27 protein-coding genes are annotated in these 23,632 nt (G+C 62.2%); 15 read left to right on the top strand and 12 right to left on the bottom strand.

Going from position 1 to position 23,632, the window contains the following annotated elements:
- Nucleotides 1-25 precede the first annotated feature (25 nt).
- The gene (locus tag HX898_RS01445; RefSeq protein WP_180193783.1) at nt 26-913 is read left to right on the top strand and encodes an SDR family oxidoreductase; all 888 of its coding nucleotides are present in this window, start codon (nt 26-28) and stop codon (nt 911-913) included.
- Nucleotides 914-984: 71 nt separating this feature from the next.
- Here the strand turns inward: HX898_RS01445 and HX898_RS01440 are convergent, their stop codons facing one another.
- A complete protein-coding gene (locus HX898_RS01440; RefSeq protein WP_180193782.1) occupies nt 985-1,737 on the bottom strand; it encodes a pyridoxine 5'-phosphate synthase in 753 nt (250 codons plus the stop codon).
- A 454-nt stretch (nt 1,738-2,191) separates the two neighbouring features.
- Between HX898_RS01440 and HX898_RS01435 the strand changes: the two genes are divergently transcribed.
- Nucleotides 2,192-2,884 carry a MerR family transcriptional regulator gene (locus HX898_RS01435; protein WP_180193781.1) on the top strand — a complete coding sequence of 231 codons (693 nt, stop codon included), beginning with the start codon at nt 2,192-2,194 and terminating at the stop codon, nt 2,882-2,884.
- 87 nt (nt 2,885-2,971) lie between these two features.
- On the opposite strand, the gene HX898_RS01430 is transcribed toward HX898_RS01435, so the two are convergent.
- Entirely contained in the window at nt 2,972-4,099 is a 1,128-nt protein-coding gene (locus HX898_RS01430; RefSeq protein ID WP_003560862.1) for an ATP-dependent RecD-like DNA helicase, read from the bottom strand.
- Nucleotides 4,100-4,172: 73 nt separating this feature from the next.
- On the bottom strand, nt 4,173-5,096 hold the full coding sequence (locus tag HX898_RS01425) for a LysR family transcriptional regulator (RefSeq protein WP_180193780.1): 924 nt from the start codon (nt 5,094-5,096) through the stop codon (nt 4,173-4,175).
- Nucleotides 5,097-5,226: 130 nt separating this feature from the next.
- Here HX898_RS01425 and HX898_RS01420 point away from each other — a divergent pair, with 130 nt between their 5' ends.
- From HX898_RS01420 to HX898_RS01405, 4 genes are all read left to right on the top strand, one after another.
- Nucleotides 5,227-5,706, top strand: coding sequence for a carboxymuconolactone decarboxylase family protein (locus HX898_RS01420; protein ID WP_171603999.1), 480 nt, complete (start codon nt 5,227-5,229; stop codon nt 5,704-5,706).
- Nucleotides 5,707-5,774: 68 nt separating this feature from the next.
- Nucleotides 5,775-6,530 (top strand): SDR family oxidoreductase, encoded by a 756-nt coding sequence (locus HX898_RS01415; protein ID WP_180193779.1) that lies wholly within the window; start codon nt 5,775-5,777, stop codon nt 6,528-6,530.
- Nucleotides 6,531-6,598: 68 nt separating this feature from the next.
- Nucleotides 6,599-7,015 (top strand): cupin domain-containing protein, encoded by a 417-nt coding sequence (locus HX898_RS01410; protein ID WP_138387186.1) that lies wholly within the window; start codon nt 6,599-6,601, stop codon nt 7,013-7,015.
- Between the two features lie 189 nt (nt 7,016-7,204).
- On the top strand, nt 7,205-8,686 hold the full coding sequence (locus HX898_RS01405) for a mechanosensitive ion channel family protein (protein WP_180193778.1): 1,482 nt from the start codon (nt 7,205-7,207) through the stop codon (nt 8,684-8,686).
- Nucleotides 8,687-8,702: 16 nt separating this feature from the next.
- On the opposite strand, the gene HX898_RS01400 is transcribed toward HX898_RS01405, so the two are convergent.
- Both HX898_RS01400 and HX898_RS01395 read right to left on the bottom strand, forming a co-directional pair.
- Nucleotides 8,703-9,191 (bottom strand): Rrf2 family transcriptional regulator, encoded by a 489-nt coding sequence (locus tag HX898_RS01400; protein WP_012758212.1) that lies wholly within the window; start codon nt 9,189-9,191, stop codon nt 8,703-8,705.
- A 132-nt stretch (nt 9,192-9,323) separates the two neighbouring features.
- A complete protein-coding gene (locus tag HX898_RS01395) occupies nt 9,324-9,875 on the bottom strand; it encodes a MarR family transcriptional regulator (RefSeq protein ID WP_138387183.1) in 552 nt (183 codons plus the stop codon).
- Between the two features lie 144 nt (nt 9,876-10,019).
- Here HX898_RS01395 and HX898_RS01390 point away from each other — a divergent pair, with 144 nt between their 5' ends.
- The 5 genes from HX898_RS01390 (at nt 10,020) to HX898_RS01370 (ending at nt 12,694) form a co-directional block, all read left to right on the top strand.
- On the top strand, nt 10,020-10,355 hold the full coding sequence (locus tag HX898_RS01390; protein ID WP_180193777.1) for a cupin domain-containing protein: 336 nt from the start codon (nt 10,020-10,022) through the stop codon (nt 10,353-10,355).
- A gap of 57 nt (nt 10,356-10,412) precedes the next feature.
- Nucleotides 10,413-10,829: a VOC family protein gene (locus tag HX898_RS01385; RefSeq protein WP_138387181.1), complete on the top strand. Its 417-nt coding sequence runs from the start codon at nt 10,413-10,415 to the stop codon at nt 10,827-10,829.
- A 155-nt stretch (nt 10,830-10,984) separates the two neighbouring features.
- On the top strand, nt 10,985-11,365 hold the full coding sequence (locus HX898_RS01380; RefSeq protein ID WP_138330570.1) for a hypothetical protein: 381 nt from the start codon (nt 10,985-10,987) through the stop codon (nt 11,363-11,365).
- Between the two features lie 34 nt (nt 11,366-11,399).
- Nucleotides 11,400-11,915 carry an RNA polymerase sigma factor gene (locus HX898_RS01375; protein WP_138330569.1) on the top strand — a complete coding sequence of 172 codons (516 nt, stop codon included), beginning with the start codon at nt 11,400-11,402 and terminating at the stop codon, nt 11,913-11,915.
- Complete coding sequence (locus HX898_RS01370) at nt 11,912-12,694, top strand: anti-sigma factor (RefSeq protein ID WP_180193776.1); 783 nt, start codon at nt 11,912-11,914, stop codon at nt 12,692-12,694. The genes HX898_RS01375 and HX898_RS01370 overlap by 4 nt, the downstream gene beginning before the upstream one ends.
- A 107-nt stretch (nt 12,695-12,801) precedes the next feature.
- On the opposite strand, the gene HX898_RS01365 is transcribed toward HX898_RS01370, so the two are convergent.
- From HX898_RS01365 to nthA, 3 genes are read right to left on the bottom strand one after another with little or no spacing between them, the layout of a single operon-like run.
- The gene (locus HX898_RS01365) at nt 12,802-13,170 is read right to left on the bottom strand and encodes a nitrile hydratase accessory protein (RefSeq protein WP_138387179.1); all 369 of its coding nucleotides are present in this window, start codon (nt 13,168-13,170) and stop codon (nt 12,802-12,804) included.
- Complete coding sequence (nthB, locus tag HX898_RS01360; protein ID WP_138387178.1) at nt 13,157-13,816, bottom strand: nitrile hydratase subunit beta; 660 nt, start codon at nt 13,814-13,816, stop codon at nt 13,157-13,159. The genes HX898_RS01365 and nthB overlap by 14 nt, the downstream gene beginning before the upstream one ends.
- On the bottom strand, nt 13,813-14,460 hold the full coding sequence (gene nthA, locus HX898_RS01355; RefSeq protein ID WP_138387177.1) for a nitrile hydratase subunit alpha: 648 nt from the start codon (nt 14,458-14,460) through the stop codon (nt 13,813-13,815). The genes nthB and nthA overlap by 4 nt, the downstream gene beginning before the upstream one ends.
- A gap of 97 nt (nt 14,461-14,557) precedes the next feature.
- Here nthA and HX898_RS01350 point away from each other — a divergent pair, with 97 nt between their 5' ends.
- Together HX898_RS01350 and HX898_RS01345 are read left to right on the top strand one after the other, a co-directional pair.
- Nucleotides 14,558-15,832, top strand: coding sequence for an SDR family oxidoreductase (locus HX898_RS01350; protein ID WP_180193775.1), 1,275 nt, complete (start codon nt 14,558-14,560; stop codon nt 15,830-15,832).
- On the top strand, nt 15,832-16,308 hold the full coding sequence (locus tag HX898_RS01345; RefSeq protein ID WP_180193774.1) for a DUF2269 domain-containing protein: 477 nt from the start codon (nt 15,832-15,834) through the stop codon (nt 16,306-16,308). Before HX898_RS01350 ends, HX898_RS01345 begins: the two co-directional genes overlap by 1 nt.
- On the opposite strand, the gene HX898_RS01340 is transcribed toward HX898_RS01345, so the two are convergent.
- Complete coding sequence (locus HX898_RS01340) at nt 16,300-16,893, bottom strand: LysE family translocator (protein ID WP_180193773.1); 594 nt, start codon at nt 16,891-16,893, stop codon at nt 16,300-16,302. The two genes, HX898_RS01345 and HX898_RS01340, sit on opposite strands and share 9 nt — an antisense overlap.
- A 150-nt stretch (nt 16,894-17,043) precedes the next feature.
- Here HX898_RS01340 and HX898_RS01335 point away from each other — a divergent pair, with 150 nt between their 5' ends.
- Complete coding sequence (locus tag HX898_RS01335; RefSeq protein ID WP_180193772.1) at nt 17,044-17,892, top strand: aldo/keto reductase; 849 nt, start codon at nt 17,044-17,046, stop codon at nt 17,890-17,892.
- Nucleotides 17,893-17,971: 79 nt separating this feature from the next.
- On the opposite strand, the gene ilvN is transcribed toward HX898_RS01335, so the two are convergent.
- Together ilvN and HX898_RS01325 are read right to left on the bottom strand one after the other, a co-directional pair.
- Nucleotides 17,972-18,544: an acetolactate synthase small subunit gene (ilvN, locus tag HX898_RS01330; RefSeq protein ID WP_003541288.1), complete on the bottom strand. Its 573-nt coding sequence runs from the start codon at nt 18,542-18,544 to the stop codon at nt 17,972-17,974.
- Between the two features lie 20 nt (nt 18,545-18,564).
- On the bottom strand, nt 18,565-20,355 hold the full coding sequence (locus tag HX898_RS01325) for an acetolactate synthase 3 large subunit (RefSeq protein ID WP_180193771.1): 1,791 nt from the start codon (nt 20,353-20,355) through the stop codon (nt 18,565-18,567).
- A 323-nt stretch (nt 20,356-20,678) separates the two neighbouring features.
- On the opposite strand from HX898_RS01325, the gene HX898_RS01320 reads away from it, so the two are divergent.
- Nucleotides 20,679-22,703: an ATP-binding protein gene (locus HX898_RS01320; protein WP_180193770.1), complete on the top strand. Its 2,025-nt coding sequence runs from the start codon at nt 20,679-20,681 to the stop codon at nt 22,701-22,703.
- On the opposite strand, the gene HX898_RS01315 is transcribed toward HX898_RS01320, so the two are convergent.
- Nucleotides 22,688-23,614, bottom strand: coding sequence for a dihydrodipicolinate synthase family protein (locus HX898_RS01315; RefSeq protein WP_180193769.1), 927 nt, complete (start codon nt 23,612-23,614; stop codon nt 22,688-22,690). The genes HX898_RS01320 and HX898_RS01315 overlap by 16 nt on opposite strands.
- Between the last annotated feature and the right edge of the window lie 18 nt (nt 23,615-23,632).

Below are 23,632 nucleotides of genomic sequence, written 5' to 3'. Positions count from 1 at the left end.
AATACAACACAGAAGGAAACGACGTATGAGCGAAATCATCCTGGTCACCGGCGCTGCCGGGCAGCTCGGCCAGCGCGTCATCCATCACCTCATCGAGACCTACAAGGTCGCCCCCGGCAACATCGTCGCGGCGACGCGCAGCCCGGAAAAGCTCTCCGAACTCGAAAAGAAGGGCGTCGTCACCCGCAAGGCCGATTTCGATGACGCGGCAGGTCTGGAGAAGGCTTTCGCCGGCGTCGACCGGCTGTTGATCATCAGCACCGATGCGCTCGACACTCCCGGCAAGCGCCTCGCCCAGCACAAGGGCGCCGTCGCGGCGGCAGTCAAATCAGGCGTCAAGCACATTGCCTACACCTCGATGCCGGCGCCGGACAATTCGCTCGTCACCTTCGCGCCCGATCATCTCGGCAGCGAAAACGCCATCAAGGCAAGCGGTGTCGCCCATACGATCATCCGCGACGCCTGGTATCACGACAACTATCTGCACGGCATGCCGCACAACCTGCAGGGCGGCAAATGGTACAGCGCCACGGGCGACGGCAAGATCTCGACCATCTCGCGTGACGACTGCGCCCTGGCGATCGCCGCAGCCCTTGCCTCCGGCACATCCGAGAGCGCCACCTATACGCTGACCGGCACCCAGTCGCTGGACAGCCGGCAGATTGCCGCCATCGTTTCCGATGTCGCCGGCAAGCCGCTCGAAGTGATCGACGTCACCGACGAACAGCTCGGCCAGGGCATGCGCGGCGCCGGCCTTCCCGGTTTCGTCGCCGACATGCTGGTTTCTGCCGACGTCAACACCCGCGCCGGCAAGTTCGACATCGTCACCGAAGACTTCACCAAGCTGACCGGCAAACAGCCGCAGCCGCTGAAGGATTTCTTCGTCGAACACAGGGCTGCCCTGACCGCCTGAGGTAGTCTGAGACAGAATAAGGCCACCAGGAAAGCTCGCCCCGCACATCACGGGCGGGCTTTCTTCAATGATCAAACCGCCTGCCCGCAGGCCCGGCAGAAGCGCCGCACCGTTTCCGCCATGCCGTATTCCAGCGCATCGGCGGTCAGCCCATGGCCGATCGACACCTCGGCAAGCTGGGGAATGCGCTTCACCAGTGCTGGGAGATTTTCGACCGTCAGATCGTGGCCGGCATTGACGGCAAGGCCGATTGCTAGGGCCGCATCCGCCGTCCGTCCAAGCGCTTCAAGGATCGGGCCTGCCCGCTCCGGCGCGTCGAAGCAACCGCCATAGGGGCCGGTATAGAGTTCGATCCGGTCAGCGCCGACCGCCTTGGCGATCTCGACCGCTTCTGCATCCCCGTCGCCGTCGGCAAACAGCGACACCCGGCATCCCATCGTCTTCAGCCGCGCGACGGCATCGGTCAGGAACGCCTGGTGCTTGCGGAAATCCCAGCCGTGATCGGAGGTCGCCTGCGCGGGATCGTCAGGCACCAGCGTCACTTGCTCGGGTGCTGCCCCGGCGCAGAGCTCGAAGAATTCCTCGGTCGGATAACCCTCGATGTTGAACTCGGCCTTGGGGAATTCGTCGTCGATCAGGTTGCGGATGACGGGCAGGTCGGAAAAGCGGATGTGCCGCTGGTCGGGGCGCGGATGCACCGTCAGACCGCTGGCGCCGGACGCAAGTGCGATCCGCCCAAGCGCTTCGACGCTCGGCCAGGGCAGATCGCGCCGGTTGCGCAGCATGGCGATGGCGTTGAGATTCACGGAGAGCTTGGCGGGCATGGCTGATATCCATCGGTCACGGAAACGGGAGGCCCTGCTTTTAAGCCAAGGACCGTGCGATGGCCAACGAGATTCGCAGATGGGTGCGATGCCGATCGTTGATGGGCGTCACTGTTCGCTAGGCATTCGACCGCACCTGCGTAGCGCAAATAGTAATTCTCGTCGCTGTTGAAGACGACTGGCCGATACCGCAATGCAGCGCATGTTTTGCTGCAGCACACCCGAAAACCTCGGCAAATGATGCCGTCACGTTGCTATCCCATTTAAAAGAGATTATTTTTAGCACTTATAAAAAAGATCGTTCACGCATAACGTGGACATCGTATCGCGTAGAGTACGCCGCGTACTGCTTCTTTCCCAATGAGAAGAACGCCTAGAGGAAACCCCACTCGCCGCGCATGGGAAGCAACTGGCAAAACCGCATGAGGTGCAACAACATGCCCCAGGAGGGTTCATGCCAGACGGTTCCAAACGCCTGTTTGCCACCGCCGGTATCGCTTCGGAGGCCCGGTCGAAATACCGGTTCCTGCCTTCGGCCGCGCTACCGCCGGATCTACCTGATGGTCCGGTGCCCATTGCCGACATGGCAAACGCATTCGGCGTCACACACAGGACACTGCATTTCTATGAAGAGAAAGGGTTGATTTCAGCCAACCGCATCGGCCTGATGCGGGTCTACGGCCAGGACGATGTGATGCGCATGGCCGTGATCACGGTCTGCCGCGAAGCCGGCATGCCGATCGCCGTCATCCAGGAACTGATGGGCGAACTCCGCAACGCTGATTCGCAGGAAACGGCCGAGGCAATGTTCCGCGAGGCCCTGCAGGTGCGCAAGCGCGAACTGACGGCGGAGATGTCGACGCTGCACCGCCAGCTCCAGCAGGTCGGCGACCTCCTGGACTACGACGGCGGCATCGAGGAGCCGCCGTTAAACGACAATCAGGACAGTGCAAGCCTGACCCCGCAGGAGCGGCGTTGCCTGGAACTGATGGCCGAGGGTTATTCCACCCAGCGCATCGCCCGGGCGCTCGACCTGAAACATGACGAAACCCGTGACCTGGAGGCCGGAATCATCCTGAAATTCCGCGCCAACAACCGCTTCCAGGCCATCGCCAAAGCAGTTCTGCTCGGTATCGTGCAGGCTTAAGTACCATCCGCCTTAGACACGGCCGCCACCGTTTCTTCCTCACCATTCCAGATCGGGAATGCGACCTAATCGCGGGTGCGACTGGGATCAGCGGACGATCGTCAGCGTCTCCGCCGCGCGCGTGATTGCTGTATAGAGCCAGCGTTCCCGGGTATCGCGAAACGCCCAGCTCTCGTCGAAGAGCACGACATCGTTCCATTGCGAACCCTGCGCCTTGTGAACGGTCAGCGCATAGCCGAAGTCGAACTCGTCGTAGCGTTTGCGGGTGTTCCAGGGAATCTCGCCCTCGACATCCTCGAAGGCCTGCTTCAGCAGTTTGATCTTGGCCGCTCCCCGGTCCATGTCGTCATCCTCAGGGCGGACGAGCAGATTGATGCCGGGTTTCGTCGTTTCCTTCGACGAGGTCATCACCTGCCAGAGCGAACCGTTGAGCAAGCCCTTAGCCGGATCATTCCGCAGGCAGACGAGCTTGTCGCCGGTCTGCGGATAATCGGCATTGAAGCCTTTCAGCTCGCGAAGGCGCTGATTGTAACGCCGCCGCGTGCGGTTGGTACCGACGAGCACCTGGTCGGCATCGAGCACCAGCTGCTGCGTCACCTCGTTCTTCGAGATCACCTTGGCCGTGCCGTAATCGCCGTACATCACCTCGTTGCCTTCGCGCACCTGCATGGCAAGCTTGATGATCGGATTGTCGCGCGCCTGCCGGTGGATATCGGTGAGCAGGTAGTCCGGATCCTGATTGGTGAAGTAGCCGCCGCCGGTCACCGGCGGCAGCTGGCCGGGATCGCCGAGCACCAGGATCGGCGTGCCGAAGCTCATTAGATCCTTGCCAAGCGCCTCGTCCACCATCGAGCATTCGTCGACGATGATCAGCGCCGCCTTCGCGACCGGGCTTTGCCGGTTGATCGAAAACATCGGCGCGATCGAGGTCTTGCCTGTTTCCTCGTCTTCCACCGCCTCCTCGCCGCGCGGCCGGTAGATCAACGAATGGATCGTCCGGGCGTTGGAGGCGCCCCGCGAGCGCAGCACCTGCGCCGCCTTGCCGGTGAAGGCGGCAAACAACACGTCGCCATCGACATTTTCGGCAAAATGCTTGGCAAGCGTCGTCTTTCCCGTTCCGGCATAGCCGAACAGGCGAAAGAGCGGCGAGCGCCCTTCCTTCAGCCATTTCGAAACAGCCTTCAGGGCTTCATCTTGTTGCGGCGCAAATTGCATGATCGCAGGACTTGGCAGGATTCGCGGGCTTTAGGCAAGGCGGAAAACGGCAAATCGCCCGGCCGGACGATCATCAGTTCCACTGCCGGTCCGCGCCGCTCGCGCACATCGACGGGTCCTGCCCCATAGCCTCGGTGAGAAAATCCAGAACCGTCTTGACGCGCAGCGGCATGTTGCGCCGCGAGGGATAGACGACGGTCACCGGCAGCCGGCTCGGCTGGAAATCCTTCATCACGGGGACCAGCCGGCCGGCGGCAATATCGGGCATCGCGATGATGTGCGAAAGCACGGCAAGACCCGCTCCAGCAAGGGCTGCCCGGTGAATGGCGACGGCATTGCAGGCGGTCAGCCGCGGTGAGATCCGGACCGATATGTCTTCCGAACCGTTCGAGAAGGACCAGCTATTGGCCTCGCCTGCCCTGTTGTAGCACAGGCATTCATGGTCCTTGATCTCCTTCGGTGCGCGGGGAGCCGCCCTGCGCGCGAGATAGGCGGGAGATGCCACGAGGAAGGCGGTCGTCCAGCCGATCCGCCGGCAGACGAGGCTGCTGTCGGCGACCTGGCCCAAGCGCACTTCGAGATCCAGGCGCTCCTCGATCATATCCGAGCCCTGCTCCCTGAAGATGAGATCGACCGAGAGCTTCGGATGAGCGGCAAGAAGATCGCCGAGTCGCTCGCTGAGATAGAGGCCGAGTGGTGCTGGAACGCTGAGCCTGACCTTTCCCGAGGCCATGGCTCCGTCCGATCCGGCCGCATCGCCAAGCTCCTCAACCGCTTCGAGAATCCGCAGCGCCATCGGCAGCATCCGCTCCCCCTCTGCCGTCAGCGACAGACCGCTCGTCGTGCGATGCAGGAGGCGAGTATTGAAATGGCCTTCGAGGGCTGCGACCTGTCGCGAGACCGCCGGCTGCGTCACGTCGAGATCGTGGGCCGCCGCCGAGAACGAACCCGTCTCCACGACGCGTTGAAAGGTCCGCAATGCCGAAACGATATCCATCCCCGCCCCTCATACTTTTGCGCATAGGCTTTATGCAGCCAGACTAAGCGAGAATGGCTTTACAGTCCAGCAATTAAGGATATTTTCTATCCATAAGGATACTTAATATCCTTAATTGAAGGAGAGACACATGACCCAGCGACTGAACTACGCCCAGCAGTCCCCCGAGCTTTTCAAGAAATTCATGGAATTCAGCATGGCGCTGAAGAGCAGTGTGATCGACGAGAAGCTGCAGGCCCTCGTCGAGATCCGTGCCTCGCAGATCAATGGATGCGGCTTTTGCCTCGATATGCATGTGAAGCAAGCCAAGATCCACGGCGAGACGGAACTGCGGATCTACCACGTCGCCATCTGGCGGGAATCGAACCTGTTCATCCCCCGCGAGCGTGCAGCCCTTGCCTGGACCGAAGCACTGACCAAGCTTCCCGAAGGCGGCATTCCCGACGAGATTTACGAACGGGTGCGCGGCCAGCTTTCCGAAAAGGAAATCTCGGACCTGACCTTCGTCGTCATGGCGATCAATGCCTGGAACCGTGTCAATGTCGGCTTCAAGACCGTGCCCGGCACGGCCGACAAGGCCTATGGCCTCGACAAGGCCGGCCTGAACTAAACCGCGCAATTCATTGAGAAGATTCACCTTTGACGCTGCCGCACTACGGCAGCGAACGGAGATCCACTATGAAAATCGTTGTCATCGGCGGAACCGGCCTTATCGGTTCGAAGACTGTCGAACGCCTGCGCAAACGCGGCCATGACGTGATCGCCGCCTCGCCGAACTCCGGCGTCAACACGATCACGGGAGAAGGACTGGCGGAGGCGCTCTCGGGCGCCGAAGTCGTGCTCGACCTCGCCAACTCGCCGTCCTTCGAGGATAAGGCCGTGCTCGAATTTTTCGAGACCTCGGGCCGCAATCTTCTCACTGCTGAAAAACTCGCCGGCGTCAAGCACCATATCGCCCTCTCCGTCGTCGGCACCGAGCGCCTGCAGGAAAGCGGCTATTTCCGCGGCAAACTCGCTCAGGAAAAGCTGATCAAGGCATCGGGAATTCCCTACACCATCGTGCATTCGACGCAGTTCATGGAATTCCTCGGCGGCATCGCCCAATCGGGAACGGTCGGCCAGACGGTCCACCTGTCGCCGGCCTATGTGCAGCCGATTGCTTCCGACGACGTGGCGGACGCCATGGCGGACGTGGCCCTCTCTGCTCCGGCCAACGCGACGCTCGAGATCGCTGGTCCGGAACGGGCGCGCCTCAGCGAGCTCGTCGCCCGCTATCTGAAGGCCATGAAAGACCCGCGCACCACCGAGGCTGATGTCGAGGCGAGATATTTCGGCGCAAGACTGAACGACCAGTCGCTCATTTCCGACAACAACCCGCGGCTTGGTTCGATCACCTTCGAGCAGTGGTTCGCAAAGTCCGCCCAGCCGACATGATTGACGTGCCCTCAAGACGCGACCGCTCGGGCGCGTCTTCCCCCGACCCAGCAACCATGGAGATTCCGATGATCAGAACATTTTTCCTCGCCGCCGCCCTCGCCTTTCCGGCTGCCACCGGCGTCAGCGCCCATGACAGCAGCGAGTCTGCGAAGGTGACACTCGTCTATGAGCACGAGCTTCCGAACGTGCCGGGCAAGAGCATCAAGGGCGTGCTGGTCGAATACGGCCCGGGCGGCTTCTCCGAAGGCCACACCCATCCCGACACGGCCTTCATCTACGCCACCGTGCTCGAAGGAGCGATCCGCAGCCAGGTCAATGACGGCCCGGTCAAGGTCTATCAGGCGGGAGAAAGTTTCTCCGAAATGCCGGGCGATCGTCACGGTGTCAGCGCCAACGGCAGCGAAACCAAGCCCGCCCGCCTGCTCGCCGTCTTCGTCGTCGACACCAACCAGAAAGAACTGACCTATCCGCTCAACAAGTGACGATCCGCATTACAGCGCCGCGCGTCTTTTCAGACGCGCAAAGGACTCTGTAACACTTTCAACCCTCGCATCGGCCCGAAAATCGGTTCCGATTTTCGGGCCGATGCGATACCGCCTGCGCAGGCCTGATGCTTGCGCCGGCGACCGAGATGCTGAATCATGTGCGGCCCGCACCCCGGAGACAGAGAGATGATTGACGACGCCCTCTTCGGCAAACCTCTGATATCCCTGATAACAGTCGGATTCGCCGGTATCGTCGTCTGGCATCTGCTCTCCCGTCATCGGCCGACGACGCGGCTGGTGGTGCAGATCCTCTTCTTTGCAGTGATGACGCTGATCCTCGTCGGCAGCGGCATCGAACCCCACCGGTTTCAAGGATATGAGTCCGAGGATCCGCGGGCCCTGCTCGTCATCGTCGCAAAAACACTCTGGTGGATCCATCTGGCATGGGCCGTCATCGGTTTCATCAGGCTCTATCTGGTGCTGGAGGGCAGTCCGCGAGAGGCTCGCCTGCTCCAGGATTTGGTTATCGGCGTCGTCTATATCGGTATGGCCCTATCGGTTCTGGCCTTCGTCTTCGGCGTGCCGATCGGAACCCTCGTCGCAACCTCGGGCGTGGTCGCGATCATTCTCGGTCTGGCGCTGCAGAATACGCTCGCCGACGTCTTCTCCGGCATCGCCCTGACCCTCGGCCGGCCATATGTCATCGGTGACTGGATCCTTCTCAGCGACGGCACGGAGGGCCGCGTCGTCGAAAGCAATTGGCGCGCGACGCACATCCTGACCAGTGCCAACAATGTCGTCGTTCTGCCGAACAGTTTTCTGGCAAAGCTTGGCCTGACGAATGTCAGCCGGCCGGACGAGACCCATCTTCTGGTCCTCACCATCCGCATCGCCCCGACGCGGATGCCGGCATCGGTCCGCCAAGTCATGGCAACGGCGCTTGCGAGCTGCAATTCGATCGTGCGCGAGCCGCCGCCGGTCGTAGCACTCAAGGGGCTGGATGCTACGGCGCTTGAGGTCGAGCTGCAATTTCGGGTGACGAGCCCGAGCCAGCGGGTGCCGGCACGGAACGAGGTGCTCGATCTCGTCTATCGCCACTGCAAATCCGCCGGCCTGCTGCTGGCCATTCCGCCGTCGGCGACGGTGCTGACCGCCGATCTGCCGACAGAAGAGAGCGCAAAGCCGCCGAGCGTAACGCCGCTTGCCCTGATCGAGGCCATTCCGGTCTTTACAACGCTGACATCAGATGAGAAGCGCAGGCTCGCCGAAACCACGACTGCCCGGGAGTTCCGCAAGGGCGATGTGATCGTGCGGGAGGACGAAATGCTCCCCTCACTGATGATGGTGCGCGCCGGCATCATCGCGGCGCGGAATGCAGGCGAGGAACGCGGACGGCTCGCGCCGGGCGATTTTTTTGGAGAGACCGGACTGCTCGCCGGCATGCAGGAAGTCTGCACCCTGGAGGCTCTGACCCCCGTGACCGCCTATGAGATCGACCAGGAGGCCTTCGCGCCGCTGCTAAGCGAACGCCCGGCGCTGGCGGAAGAAATCGCCGACCAACTCGCCAGCCGCGCCGAGCGTTTCCGCAACGGCGCCTCCTTGCCCCAGGAACATGCCCGCAGCGCGCATGCCATCCTGAAGACCATCAGGACCATCTTCAAGGCGTAGAGATCGGCGCTCCCGCTCAGCCGGCGCGCTTGAGCACCCATTCGAACGTGCTCCGCCAAATGTCGGCCGGCACTTCCTCGGACAAGGTGCCGACCAGATCGGAAAGCCGGACGCGCCTCAGCGTATCACGCCAGGCCTCGTCGGCCTCCCACATGATGCGCGCCACCGCGCATGGCTTGCTGTCGCAATATCCTTCCGGCCGGCAGGGATTGTTTGCCCGGATGTTCGTACAGGTGAAGCTGCGGGCCTTCCCCTCGACCGCCTCGACGATCTCGAGAAAGTTGATATCCGAGGGGGTCTTGGCAAGCCTGTAGCCGCCACTCGGACCGAGCGTGGTCTCGACCAGCGATGCCTGCGAAAGGCTCTGCAGTGCTTTGGAGAGATATTCCTTCGGCAGACCATGAAGCTCGGCGAGCGCCTTGGTGGAAAGATACCTGCCCTCTGGCAGGCCCGCGAGAATGGCGCAGCAGTGAAGCGCCCACTCGACCTGGCTTTTCAGGATCATTCAGCAACTCGTGTGATGGTTGGTTCTGCCGATGGAATTAAGGACATATCATATCCGAAAACCGGCACGATGTAAATGAGCTGCAAAAGCAGCGTGTTGCTGCCTGAACGGCGATGCAGGCCCCGATCTCCCTCAGCCCCCGTTCTCGTCCTCTCCCTGCGTCAGCTCATTTTCAATTCCGGCGATCAGCTTGCGCAGCAGCGCCGCGAGCGCCTCGCGCTCCTTTCCGTCAAGAGCCTGCAGAAACGAAGATTCGCTCGCCATGTCGGTGCGGAAGGCCTTTTCGGCGAGTGCCGCACCCGCCTCGCTCAATGCCACCAATACGCTGCGCCCGTCACGCGGCGATTTCTCCCGGCGGATCAGGCCCGCCTTCTCCAGCCGGTCGAGCCTGTGGGTCAGGCCTCCCGAGGAGATCATCAGCGCCGAATACATGTCCGTCGGGGTCAGTCGGTAAGGCGGTCCGGAACGGCGAAGCGTTGCGATCACGTCGAATTCTCCGCGGTCGAGACCAAAATCGGCAAAGGTCGCCTCAATGCTCGGGCGGACTAGGTTCGACAGCCGAAAGGCCCGGCCTAGGATCGCCATCGGCTCGGTGTCGAGGTCGGGCAGTTCCAGCGCCCATTGCCGGCGCAGCCGGTCGACATGATCCTCGTAGGAGCCGTCACCTTTAGTTCCATTCGTCATTTTCTGCCTCATATGCCACCACAGCCGAGACATACACCTTCCATCCGCATCGAGGAAGATATCTTGACAGGAAGACAGTTTTGAGGATATATCTTCTCGCGAAGATAGTTTGTGATCGCAAATGGCACCAGCAGGAGGCACGTGATGTTCAGTATTCTTCGTCACCAGGAACCGCGACCCGATCAGAGCCGCACGGTCCGCTTCGAAGGCCGCGACCATGGCGGCGAGATATCGCTTTTCCTGGTCGACAATGAGCCCGGCCAAGGGCCTGACCTGCATATCCACCCCTATTCCGAAACGTGGGCAGTCAGGAAAGGTGAAGCCGAATTCACCGTAGGCGACGCCAAGACCCGCGCCTTTCCCGGCGATATCGTCGTCGTGGCCGCCAACACTCCCCACCGTTTCGAAAATGTCGGCACCGGACGGCTCGAAATCGTCTGCGTTCATGCCAGCGACGAGATCGTGCAGGAGTTTGTGTGAGGCAAAGCCGCCTCAGAAGACAACCTCCACAAGACAAAGGAAGAGGAGAGAACCGCAATGCCTAAGATGATCTTCGTGAACCTGCCGGTGAAAGATCTTGCCGCTGCGACCCGTTTCTATGACGCGATCGGCTGCAGCAAGAACGAACAGTTCAGCGATCACCAGGCGTCGAACATGGTCTGGTCCGAGGCCATTATCTTCCACTTGCTGACACGCGATTTCTTCGCGAGTTTCACGCCGAAACCCGTTGCCGAAGCGCAGAAGGCGAGCGAGATGCTGATCGCGCTGACGATGGACAGCCGTGAAGACGTGGACGCTATCGTCGAGGCAGCCGCAGTCGCCGGCGGCAAAGCCGATCCGCGCGCGCCGACGGACATGGGCTGGCTCTACAACCGTGCCTTCGAGGATCCCGATGGCCATATATTCGAAGCGGTCTGGGTCGACATGGCGGCGGCGACCGCCTCTGGGCAATAGCCGGCAAGGCGTCCGGCGACGTGCCGCGGGCGAAACGGGCTTCGACCCACCTCGCCCGCCATGAAAACTTTTGCTGCGCCTGGAATAAAACCACCGCGCCTCGTGTCTCATCTCAGGCATCGCAAGATTGCGTGCCCAATCTGAGGAGAGACATCATGACATCCGTGAAATTCCTGTCCGTCCTGGCGGCCGCCGCCCTTGCCGCGACCGCTGCTTTCGCCGCCCCTCCCGTCAAGGAAGTCGAATCCGCCAAGGGCAAGGTGCTCGCCGGCGAAAACGACATGACCCTCTACACCTTCAAGAAGGACGCCAAGGGCGTTTCCAACTGCTACGACGATTGCGCCAAGAACTGGCCGCCGCTGATGGCTGCTGGCGACGCCAAGGCCGATGGTGCATATTCGATCATCGATCGCAAAGATGGCACGAAGCAATGGGCCAAGGACGGCATGCCGCTCTATTTCTGGGTCAAGGACACGAAGGCCGGCGACATCACCGGCGATGGCGTCGGCGGCAACTGGGATCTCGCCAAGCCTTGATCGCGAAGACCCCGATCACAAGCGAGTTGCCGGCGTGAAAACACCCGCACCCGAAACCTTCGAGGGCCAGATCCTGGCCCTCCTGCCCTCGCTCAGGCGCTATTCGCGCAGCCTGACGCGCTCGGATGCCGATGGCGAGGACCTGCTCCAGGATTGTGTCGAAAAGGTTCTCACGCGCCGCGGCCAATGGCGCGGCCTCAACCTGCGGGGCTGGGTCCTGACCATCATGACCAATCTCTACCGCAACAGCCGGCGCGGCAAAACGCGCGACGGCCTTGTCGAGCTCGGTGCCGCAGAGGATCTGGCCGCGTCCGAACCGCCGGCCGATCCGCTGGAACGCGCCCGGCTGGACGATGCGCTGAACAGCCTGTCGGAGGAACACCGCGCCGTGCTGATGCTCGTGGTCATCGAGGGATACACCTATGGCGAGGTCGCCGTCGCGCTCGATATCCCGATCGGCACCGTCATGTCGCGCCTGTCGCGCGCCCGCCGGCGCGTCGCCGAGCGATTGAAGGCCGACAACATCATTACGCTTCGGAGACCGAAATGAACGAGACCAATCCGAGCGTCACCGAAGCCGACCTTCACGCCTATGCCGACGGCCAGTTGCCGCAAACGGCACGCGCCCGCATCGAGACCTTCCTGGCCGACAATCCCGACGAGGCGGCGATGGTCGCCGAATGGCAGGCGCAGAATTCAGACATCCGATCGTTGTTTGCCGGTTATGAGAAGGCGAAGGACACCGATCCTGTGCTCGTCGTCCCCCCGCGCGCCGTCTCATCGGGACCGAAACGCTGGGCGATCGCCGCATCGGCCCTCCTCATCTTCACGCTCGGCGCCGTCAGCGGTCATTATGGCCCCGCACTTCTGGAAAAGCCGGAGTTGCAGCTTGCCGGCTCCGAAACCTTGCCGAAACAGGCCCAGACCGCGTTTACGGTCTATGCCGCCGAGGTTCGCCATCCCGTCGAGGTCTTTGCAAACGAGGAGGTCCACCTCGCCACCTGGCTCGGCAAGCGCCTGGCAATCCAGAACCTCAAGATCCCGAACCTGCAGCCGCTCGGCTTCAAGCTGGTCGGCGGCCGGCTGCTGCCGGTCGACGGCAGACCGGGCGCCATGTTCATGTATGAAAACCAGGCCGGCGAGCGCCTGACCGTCATGGTCGGCCGCAACGCGGAGAACCGCACGACGAGCTTCCGTTTCGCCTCATCGGGCAATCTCGAAACTTTCTACTGGATCGACGGCGAACTCGGTTATGCCGTGACCGGAGAAATCTCCCGCGAGACGCTGCGGGAGGTAGCCGAGGAGTGCTACAAGCAGTTCCCGTCCTAGAGCAATTCCAGGAAAAGTGCAAAGCGGTTTTCCGTCCGGAATTACGTCAAAAAACAAAAAGTTAGAGCGGTTCTGCGCTTCCGTGAACAGCTGAACCGATCTAAGGATCAGCGTGAGGGATCGTTGCCGAGCTCGATCGGCCGTCCATGCGGCGTCGCCTCCGCCGCCCGCTGCCAGCTCTGCTGCAGTGCCAGGATCGTTTCCGCGTCGGCGATGCCGTTGTCGACGATGAGGTCGGAGAGTGCCGCCACCCAGCAGTCAAAATAGTCGCTGCCATCTTCGGCCCGGCCAGGCTTGTGCAATTGTGCGGAAAGCGTTTCAGCCCATTCGCTCCAGCTGAACAGGCCTTGTGTGTGCAGGTGCACGGTCATGGCAAAAGCCTCAGCCGCCCATGGCTCGGGAAAAACCGGCTCGCCCTCCGGCGACCTCGGCAGCCCGGACGATTGCGTCAGCGGCGATATCTCATGCCGGCTCAAGATAGCTCTCCCAGGCATCGATCGACACGGTCAGCGTGGGATCGGCGCCCTCGCCCCATATCTCCTCGCCGTCAAAGACGATGGTATAGAGCCATTGCGGATTTTCGCCCCTGCCATGCGCATTGTCGTCGGGAAAGACGAAGGCACCCTGCACTGCCTCGACCATTCCGGTCCTGGCGCGGGCATAACGCGGCAGGCGCGTATGTGTGACCGGATTGAAATTCTTCGTCTTCACCGTCTCCCCGACCGCAAAGAGCGGCGCGGTCTTAGCAGGACGATCGCAAGGGCCGCCTTTCGCCAGAACGCCGGGCACCATCTCCGCTTTCAGCACCCGTTTTGGAACCGCTCCCGCCTGCTGCGCATGGCCGGACAGCAATTCCGCGCGCGTCGCAAAGCCGTGCCGTTCGAGCAGCTTGTCGATGCCGCGGATCCAGATCTCGTAATAACTCGCGGCGAGGTAATCGGCCGGCGGAATATTCTCGCGCGCATGCCGGCTTTCATCGATGTTCCATGCGCCGAAAGCGCCGCAGGAAAGCGTGATGCCGAGCGCCCGCTTTTCCCATTCGGCATGGAAATAGGGCTCGTCCTTTTCCGGCGCGACAGGACCGAAGCCCATCTGCCCGCCGAGATCGTGCGGTCCGTTCATGTGGCGCTCTCCGGCTTGCGGGCAACGGCCGTGCCAATCATCGCATCGCGGCTGACGAGGCCGGCGAGCGTCTGTTCGTCCATTCCCTCTGTCCCTTCGGGCCGCTCGGGAATGACGAGATAACGCAGTTCCGCCGTCGAATCCCAGACGCGGATCTTCTTATCCTCCGGCAGCGTCAGCCCGAACTCGGCCAGCACGCCGCGCGGATCGATGACGGCGCGCGAGCGATAGGCCGGCGCCTTGTACCAGACCGGCGGCAGGCCGAGCACCGACCAGGGATAACAGGAGCAGAGCGTGCAGACGACGAGATTATGGGTCTCTGCCGTGTTGAAGACGGCGCGCATATGCTCGCCCTGCCGGCCGGTGTAACCGAGGCTTGATATCGCCGCCGTAGCATCGCGCTTCAGCCAGTCGGTGAAGTCCGGATCGCTCCAGGCCCTGGCGACGACATGCGCACCATTTCTCGGCCCCACCTTCGTCTCGTAAGTCTCGACGATCGCATCGATCGCCGCCGGATCGATCAGCCCCTTCTCCGTCAGCAGTGTTTCCAGCGCCTTCACGCGCGCCTGCATGTCCGAATAGTGATTGTCGTGATCGTGCCCACAGGCATGACTGTGGTCGTGCTCGTCGTCATGGTCGCGCAAGGCGAAGCCCTCCCGAAACTGCCCGCTATTTCTATCATATGCCGAAGGCCCGCCAAGCCCTTCTATGTCTCATGCGCTTTTCCGCTAATCTCCTGTCATGAACATCCTGATTCTCGGCGCAACCGGCTTCATAGGCTCCGTCGTCGCGGCCCGGCTCGTTGCCGAAGGCCACGTCGTGACCGGGCTCGGCCGCAATCCCGTACGCGCCCGTTTGAAACAGCCGGCGATCGACTGGCGGCGCGCAGATATCTCACGCATGACGAAACCAGCGGATTGGGATGATATCCTCAAGGATCAGCATGTCGTCGTCAATTGCGCCGGCGCCCTGCAGGACGGCCTGTCGGACGATTTGTCGGCCACCCAGGCTGAGGCGATGTTGGCGCTCTATTCCGCAGCCAAACGCTCGTCACGCCCGCTGATCGTGCAGATATCGGCAAGGACAGCGGGAGCGGCTAGCGATCTTCCCTTCCTCGCCACCAAGCGGCGGGCCGACGAGGCGCTGGCTGCAAGCGGTCTGGCTTATCTCATTCTGCGCCCTGCCCTCGTTCTCGGCCGCAATGCCCATGGCGGCTCAGCGCTGCTGCGGTCGCTTGCCGCCTTTCCCCTGGTGCTGCCGCTGGTCCATGCCGAAAGTCCGGTCGAAACGCTTTCGGTGGACGATGTGGCGGAAGCCGTGTCGCGGGCAGTCTCCGGCGGCATCTCCGGCGATATCGATCTTGCCGCCGACGAAGTTCTGCCGCTCGCCGATCTCGTCCGCCTTCACCGCCAGTGGCTCGGCCTGCCGCCCGCTCGCGTGTTCGCTCTCCCCCGCTGGCTTGCCAGCCCGGTGACGTGGCTGGCCGATCTATCAGGACTGCTCGGTTGGCGTTCGCCGCTGCGCTCGACGGCGATGACTGTCATGTCCGAAGGCGTGCGGAGCTCGAAAACAGGGAGCAGCCTTCCCACGACACCCGCGGCAGCGACGCTCTCGGCCAATCCCTCCGGCGTACAGGATCTCTGGTTTGCCAGGCTCTATCTTCTGAAGCCGCTCGTCATATCAGGCCTATCCGTTTTCTGGCTGCTCTCCGGTCTGATCCCGCTGCTGACACCGGAGAAGACGTCCGCTCACTTCCTGCCGTTCATGCCTGAGGCCGCAGCAACGGCGTTGACGCTTGCAACCTGCCTTATCGATATCGTTCTCGGCGCCGCCGTCCTCCTTCGCCCGCTGGCGAAACGCGCCCTTCTCGGCATGCTGGCCGTGTCGTTCGCCTATCTTGCCGGCGCCAGCCTGCTCGAACCCGCACTCTGGCTCGATCCGCTCGGTCCCCTCGTCAAGGTGCTGCCATCGATCCTGCTGACGCTCACCGCACTTGCCACGCTGGATGAACGCTGATGCTTGAGGAATGGCTGCTGCTTGCCCATGTCATCGGTGCGACCGTGCTCTTTGGCACCGGCGCCGGCATCGCCTTCTTCATGGTGATGGCGCACCGGACACGCGATCCCCGTCTGATCGCCCATGTCGCCAGCACGGTTGTCATCGCCGACACCCTCTTCACCGCCACCGCAGCCATTCTCCAGCCGGTGACCGGCTATCTGCTGGCCCGGTCTATCGGTTGGGAACTGTCGGAGGGATGGATTGCGCTGTCGCTGCTGCTTTATGTCGTGATCGGCCTGTTCTGGCTGCCGGTCGTCTGGATCCAGATCCGGCTGCGCGATATCGCCCGCGCCGCAGCAGCGGCGGGAAAAGCTCTGCCGCCGGGCTATTTCAGCCTCTACCGCATCTGGTTCGCCTGCGGTTTTCCGGCCTTCTTCGCTGTCATCGGCATTCTCTGGCTGATGCTCATGAAGCCGGCAATCACTCTATTTTAGCATCGGCCAGAGGCTTAGCACCAACAGCACCGCCATGCTGATATTGAACCATTTCAGCCGCACCGGATCGGAAAGCCATTCCCTCAGCGCCGAGCCGAAGCCGGCCCATGTCGAGACGCTGGGCACATTGACTGCAGCAAAAGCGAGACCGACGATCAGCACGCTCACCAGGTAGAGTTGCGGATTGGTGTAGGTCGCCATCGCGGTGATCGCCATCACCCAGGCTTTCGGGTTGACCCACTGGAAGGCCGCCGCCGCCAAGAAGGACATCGGCTCGACGCCGCTCCTGCCTTCGCTAAGCGAGCGCGACGAGGCGATCTTCCAGGCGATCCAGAGGAGATAGGCGCCGCCCGCAAATTTCAGCGCTGTGTAGACCATAGGCACCGTGTGCAGCAGCGCCCCGAGCCCAAGGCCGACGCCGATGAGCAGCGAGAAGAAATGGACACCGATGCCGAACATATGCGGGATCGTCCTGCGGAAGCCGAAATTCACGCCCGATGCGAAGAGCATCATATTGTTCGGCCCCGGCGTGATCGAGGTCGTGAAGGCGAAGAGAACGAGGGCGAGAAATGTATCCAGCGGCATGCGACCTCCCGAAGCCGGTTTTTCCGCGGCCTGTTATTTAGGTCAGCATAGCTGTCCTAAACCGCCGGTGCCATTACTTCATTGTCATGGTGACAGGATTACTTGAAAGATGGCGACCCGGCCCAATCTCCTGTCGAAGGGACAGAAACCATGCAGGACGACCCGATTCCATCGATCACATTCCCGAACGGCACTGAGGTGCCGGCGCTCGGCCAGGGCACCTGGGCCATGGGCGAGGATGCCGGCCATGCCAGGGCCGAGATCGAAAGCCTCAAGGCCGGCATCGATCTCGGCATGACGCTGATCGACACCGCCGAAATGTACGGCGACGGTGGCGCCGAAGAGATCGTCGGCCAGGCGATCAGGGGCCGGCGCGACGAGGTCTTCATCGTCAGCAAGGTCTATCCCTGGAATGCCAGCCTGAAAGGCACGATCGAGGCCTGCGAGCGCAGTCTCGAACGGCTGGGTACCGATCGCATCGATCTCTATCTGCTGCACTGGCGCGGAGACCATCCGCTCACAGAGACCGTCGCCGCCTTCGAAATGCTGAAGGCATCCGGCAAGATCGGCGCCTGGGGCGTCTCCAACTTCGATACCGACGACATGGAGGAGCTGCTCGGCGTGCCCGACGGCGCCAATGTCGCCGCCAACCAGGTGCTCTACAATCTCTCCCGCCGCGGCATCGAATTCGATCTGCTACCCTGGTGCCAGAACCGCGGCATTCCCGTTATGGCCTATTCGCCGATCGAACAGGGAAGCATCCTGCACCATCCCGAACTGATCCGCATCGCCAAGGCCTATCAGGCAACGCCCGCCCAGCTGGCGCTCGCCTTCCTACTGGAACGCGATGGCGTCATCGTCATCCCGAAGACCTCGAATGCCGAACGCGCGGCAGAAAACCGCGACTGCGTCTCGCTTGATATCACCGACGACGACTGGGATGCCCTCGACGCCGCCTTTCCGCCACCCACAAAGAAAAAGCCGCTGGAGATGCTCTGATCTCCAGCGGCTTTCCCAATTATTGCAGCATCGGGCTTAGATGTCCGGGCTGTGATCTTTACATGCCCGGGCTGTAATCTTACATGCCCTGCACGCCGCGGTTCATCGCCGCGATGCCGGTACGGCATACCTCGATGAGACCAAGCGGCTTCATGATCGCCACGAACTGATCGATCTTCGACGATTTGCCGGTGATCTCCAGAATGAAGTGACCGACGGTCGCATCCACCACCTTGGCATGGAAGGCATCGGCAAGGCGCAGGGTCTCGGCGCGCATCTCGCCCTCGCCAATCACCTTGATCAGTGCCACTTCGCGCTCGATCGGCCGGTCCTGGCCGAGTTCGCGGGCGCGCACCGTCAGGTCGACGACGCGATGCACCGGCACGATGCGTTCCAGCTGCGCCTTGATCTGCTCCAACACCTGCGGCGTGCCGCGTGTGACGACGGTGATGCGGGAAAGATGCGCCTGATGCTCGGTCTCGGAGACCGTCAGGCTCTCGATATTGTATCCGCGGCCGGAAAATAGGCCAATGACCCGGGCAAGAACCCCTGGTTCGTTGTCGACGAGAACCGAAAGCGTGTGGCTTTCGACGGCCGCCGTTTCCGGCGAAATGAAGTAAGCGGAGCCCGTGGGCTGTAGGTGAGCGTTCATGTCCTTGGTCCCTTCCCTTATTAGACGAGCGCGCGGCCCTTGGCGTCGATCGCATTGGCGACCGCTTCGTCGGTGGCCTCGTCCGGCAGCAGCATTTCGTTGTGGGCCTTGCCCGAGGGGATCATCGGGAAGCAATTGGCGAGATTGGCGACGCGGCAATCGAAGATGACCGGCTTTCTGACCTCGATCATCTCGAGAATGGTGTCATCGAGCTGATCAGGCTTTTCGCAGCGCAGGCCGACGGCGCCATAAGCTTCCGCCAGCTTGACGAAATCGGGCATCGCCTCCGTATAGGAATTCGACAGGCGGTTGCCGTGCAGCAGCTGCTGCCACTGGCGCACCATGCCCATATACTGGTTGTTCATGATGAAGATCTTGATCGGCGCATCGTGCTGGATCGCCGCCGACATTTCCTGGATGCACATCTGGATCGACGCGTCGCCGGCAATGTCGATGACGAGGCTGTCGGGATGGGCGATCTGCACGCCGAGCGCGGCCGGCAGGCCGTAGCCCATCGTGCCGAGGCCGCCCGAGGTCATCCAGCGGTTCGGCTGCTCGAAACCGAAGAACTGCGCCGCCCACATCTGGTGCTGGCCGACCTCGGTGGTGATGTAGGTATCGCGGTCCTTGGTGTGGGCGAAGAGCCGCTCCAACGCATATTGCGGCATGATGACGTCATTGCTCTTCGTATAGGCGAAGGAGTTGCGTGCCCGCCAGCGGGCGATATCGGTCCACCAGTCGTCCAGGCGGCCCTTTTCCGGCTTCTTCGGCAGCGCCCGCCACAGGCGGACCATGTCTTCGAGGACATGGCCGACATCGCCGCGGATGCCGATATCGACCCGAACGTTCTTATTGATCGAGGACGGATCGATATCGATATGGATCTTCTTCGAATTCGGCGAAAAGGCATTGAGACGGCCGGTGATGCGGTCGTCGAAGCGGGCGCCGATGCAGACCATGACATCGCAGTCGTGCATCGCCATGTTGGCCTCGTAGGAGCCGTGCATGCCGAGCATCTTCAGCCAGTTCTTGCCTGAAGCGGGATAGGCGCCGAGGCCCATCAGCGTCGAGGTGATCGGGAAATTGGTGAGCTCGACCAGCTCGCGCAGCAGCTTGGAAGCCTCGGGGCCGGAATTGATGACGCCGCCGCCGGAATAGATGATCGGACGGCGCGCATTCGCCATCAGTTCGATCGCGGCATGGATCTGGTTGAGGTCGCCCTGGATCTTCGGCTGGTAGCTCTTCTGGATCGCGTAATCGGCGGGCGGTGTGTAGGTGCCGGTCGCAAACTGCACGTCTTTCGGAATATCGACGACGACGGGGCCCGGACGGCCGGACTGGGCGATGCGGAAGGCCTCGTGAATGACGGCGGCAAGCTGGTTGACATCCTTGACCAGCCAGTTGTGCTTGGTGCAGGGCCGGGTGATGCCGACCGTGTCGCATTCCTGGAAGGCGTCGGAGCCGATGAGTGGGGTCGGAACCTGGCCGGTCAGGCAGACGAGCGGGATCGAATCCATCAGCGCATCCTGCAGCGGCGTAACGGCATTGGTAGCGCCCGGACCCGAGGTCACCAGCATGACGCCGACCTTGCCGGTGGAGCGGGCGTAACCTTCGGCCGCATGGCCTGCCCCCTGCTCGTGGCGGACGAGGATGTGCTTGACGTCCTCCTGCTGGAAGATCTCGTCATAGATCGGCAGGACCGCACCGCCGGGATAGCCGAAGATATGTTCGACGCCGTTGTCCTTCAGCGCCTTGAGAACGATCTCCGCTCCCGTCATCCGATTGCCTGCCGCCTGATTGTCCGTGCTCATCTGTCTGTTCCGTTTGATGCTGGGATTGCGTTTGTGGCCGGAAGCCCTGATTTCGGGCATAAAAAAAGGCCCCTGAGGAGCCTGTCATCTAGCGCATGGGTGGCTATTGCCGGATGGTTACACCATCCTGCCCATGCGCTTTCCCACCACGATAAGAGCCGTTGCGATTTTCATGGTCGGAAGTGATAGACAGAAAATTTCGCAGCGTCAACGCATGCCGCAATAAAAAACTGCCCCACGCCTGCATCCCCGAAAATCGATAGGATGAAGGATTTGTTAAAGGATCGACTTTATTCTTCTACGCTACCGCATGGAGTAGCCCTTTGCTCAACAACGACTTGCGCACGTCTGGCAAGGCAGGCGAGCATGATCGCCGCGATGGCCATGCGCCGGGAAATCGCTTTCTCGGCCGCGTGGTTGCATGCAGCGGCTCCCGGGCGACGATCGCCGCCGTCGCCGAACAGGGCGGCACGGATCTTACCGAACTCTGGTCCGTGGGACGGCTGATTTCGATCAGCGTCGGCCGCAACCGCGTCGTCGCGCTCGTCTATCAGATGAACACCGGCAGCCATGCCTGGGGCGAAGGCGAAGACAATATTTTCAAGATCGAGACCGAGCTGCTCGGCGAGGTCCGTGTCGACGAGGACGGGCGAGAGGAATTCTCGACCGGCATCTCGCGTTATCCCTATCTCGGCGCCATCGCGCACCGCATCCGATCCGCAGACCTGATGCGCATCTACGATGCCGGCGAGGGTACGACCGCCGTCATCGGCAAGCTGACGCAAGACGAAAGCATCGATGCGGCGATCCATATCCCCTCGATGCTGTCCAAGCATTTCGCCGTCGTCGGTTCCACCGGCGTCGGCAAGTCGACGGCCGTGTCGCTGCTCCTGCACAAAGCGATCGCGGCGGACCCGAAGCTGCGTGTCTTGATCCTCGATCCGCATAACGAATTCGCCGCCGCATTTCCTCAGCACGCCGTCACCATCGATACCGATACGCTTGATCTGCCCTTCTGGCTGATGCGACTGGAGGAGTTCGCCGAAGTCGTCTTTCGCGGCCGCCCGCCGGTGCCCGAAGAGCTCGATATGTTGCGCGATATCCTGCCGGAAGCCAAGCGCGCCTTCCGCGGCAGCGATAATTCGCTGGTGCGCCGGACGACGGAAAAAAGCTCGATTACCGCCGATACGCCGGTTCCCTACCGCATGGCCGATCTGCTGGCGCTGATCGACGAGCGCATCGGCCGCCTGGAAGGCCGCTCGGAAAAGCCCTTCCTGCGGTCGCTGAAGATGCGCCTCATCGCTGCGATCAACGATCCGCGCTATCACTTCATGTTCTCCAACAACACGATCAGCGACACGATCACCGACACCATCGCGCAGATCTTCCGCATTCCCGGCGAGAACCGGCCCATCTGCACCTTCCAGCTTGCCGGCATTCCTTCCGAGGTCGTCAATTCGGTCGCCTCCGTGCTCTGCCGCATGGCCTTCGAGGTGGCGCTGTGGAGCGACGGCGCCATCCACATGCTTGTCGTCTGCGAGGAAGCTCACCGCTATATTCCCTCCGATCCCACCCTCGGCTTCGTGCCGACGCGCCAGGCGATCGCCCGCATTGCCAAGGAGGGCCGCAAATACGGCGTCTCGCTCGGCATCATCACCCAGCGGCCGGGCGAGCTCGACCAGACGATCCTGTCGCAGTGTTCGACGCTCTTTGCCATGCGCCTCGCCAACGACCGCGACCAGGAAATCATCCGCTCGGCCATCCCGAACTCGTCGATCTCGACGACGAGCTTCATCTCCTCGATCGGCAATGGCGAGGCGATCGCCTTCGGCGAGGCGATCAGCGTGCCGATGCGCATGCGCTTTTCCCGCGTCGAGGAGAACCTGCTGCCTAAAGCGAGCAGCGCCAACAGCAAGCAGAGCGAGGAAGATCCGGATACGGTCGATCTGCGCAAGATCGTCACCCGCATGCGGGCGGTGACCGTCGGACCCGACATTTCGAATTTCCAGCAGAGCTATGCCGCGTCCGTGGCAGACTTCGACGAGGCCGATCCAGCCGACGAGGATCTCGACGCGAAGCAATACACGCCGCCCGTCTCTTCCGCCGCGCCGCTCGAATCCTACCGCCGCGAACTGCTGCCGCAAACACCGCGGCTGGACCCCGCCACGTCACCCGCGATCGATCCCAGACTGGACGCGCTCCGCCGTGAGATGCGTCGCGACGAGCCGGTCTTTCCCCGGCCGACACCGCCGGCGGACCAGCCCGCCGTCTCCCGCCGGGAACCCGGCACGTCGCTGCGCGAAAGCATCCTGAAAAAACCGCTGAGCAGCCTCTACAACAAGGATTGATCCTTCAGCTCGCTCTCCAGGGCGATCAGAGGCTCGACGGCGTCGAGCACCCGCTGCCGGTCCATCGGCCCGAGCGGCAAGAGAGGGCGTGGGAGCTCTGCCCTGGCGAGTGAGAGAAGGTCGACCAGCGTGTAGACCACGCGAAGGCTTCCAAACGCCTTGAACGTTTGCCAGAGCGGCTCGAGAAGACCATCGAGCCGACGCACTTCGCCGTCCTCGCCTGCAATTGCGGCCTTGGTCAGGGCAAGGGCGACGCGCGGAAGCAAGCCGCCGATGACGCTGTACCAGGCGTCAGCACCTGAAAGCAGCGCTTCGGCCGCGCCCCAGTCGCCGCTGTAGCCGATCGCAAGCCTGGTCTTCTCTCGCAATGCCGCCAGCTCGCCTGCGAAATCGCCGTCAGCAGGCAGAGGCATCTTCACGGCCCTGATCGTCTCGATATCGGATAGGCGCTGCAGAAGATCCCGGCTGAAGGTGAAGTGGGTCGTACCGGGATTGTTGTAGATACAAAGCGGCAGCTTCGCCGCCTCGGTGACCGCCAGGAAATGCTCGTAGGCTTCGTCCTGGGTCAGCGGCGTGTAGGACACCGGCGCAAGCAGAAGAGCGTCTGCACCGGCGGCCTCGGCATCCCTTGCCAGGCTCCGGGCATGGTCTGTCCTCAGAGCACCGACGCCGACGACCAGGGGAATACGACCGCGAACGCACTCGACCGCAGCCTCGACGGCTCGCCGTCGCTCCTCGCGTGTGAGAAAGGCGTAGATCCCGGTGCTGCCGAGAAGGCCTATCGAAGCCACGCCTGCATCACACAGGCGTTCCAGCAGGCGGCCGAGGGCTTCAGTGTCGACCCGGCCATCCCTATCGGCGGGCGTGGGCGGAAAGGCCGAAAGACCATGAAACGGAGAAGCGACAGGCATGATGCGATCCTGAAAATC

Source organism: Rhizobium sp. WYCCWR 11128, assembly GCF_013416305.1.
Taxonomy (GTDB): domain Bacteria; phylum Pseudomonadota; class Alphaproteobacteria; order Rhizobiales; family Rhizobiaceae; genus Rhizobium; species Rhizobium indicum.
This window is presented reverse-complemented; position numbering and strand designations above follow the sequence as displayed.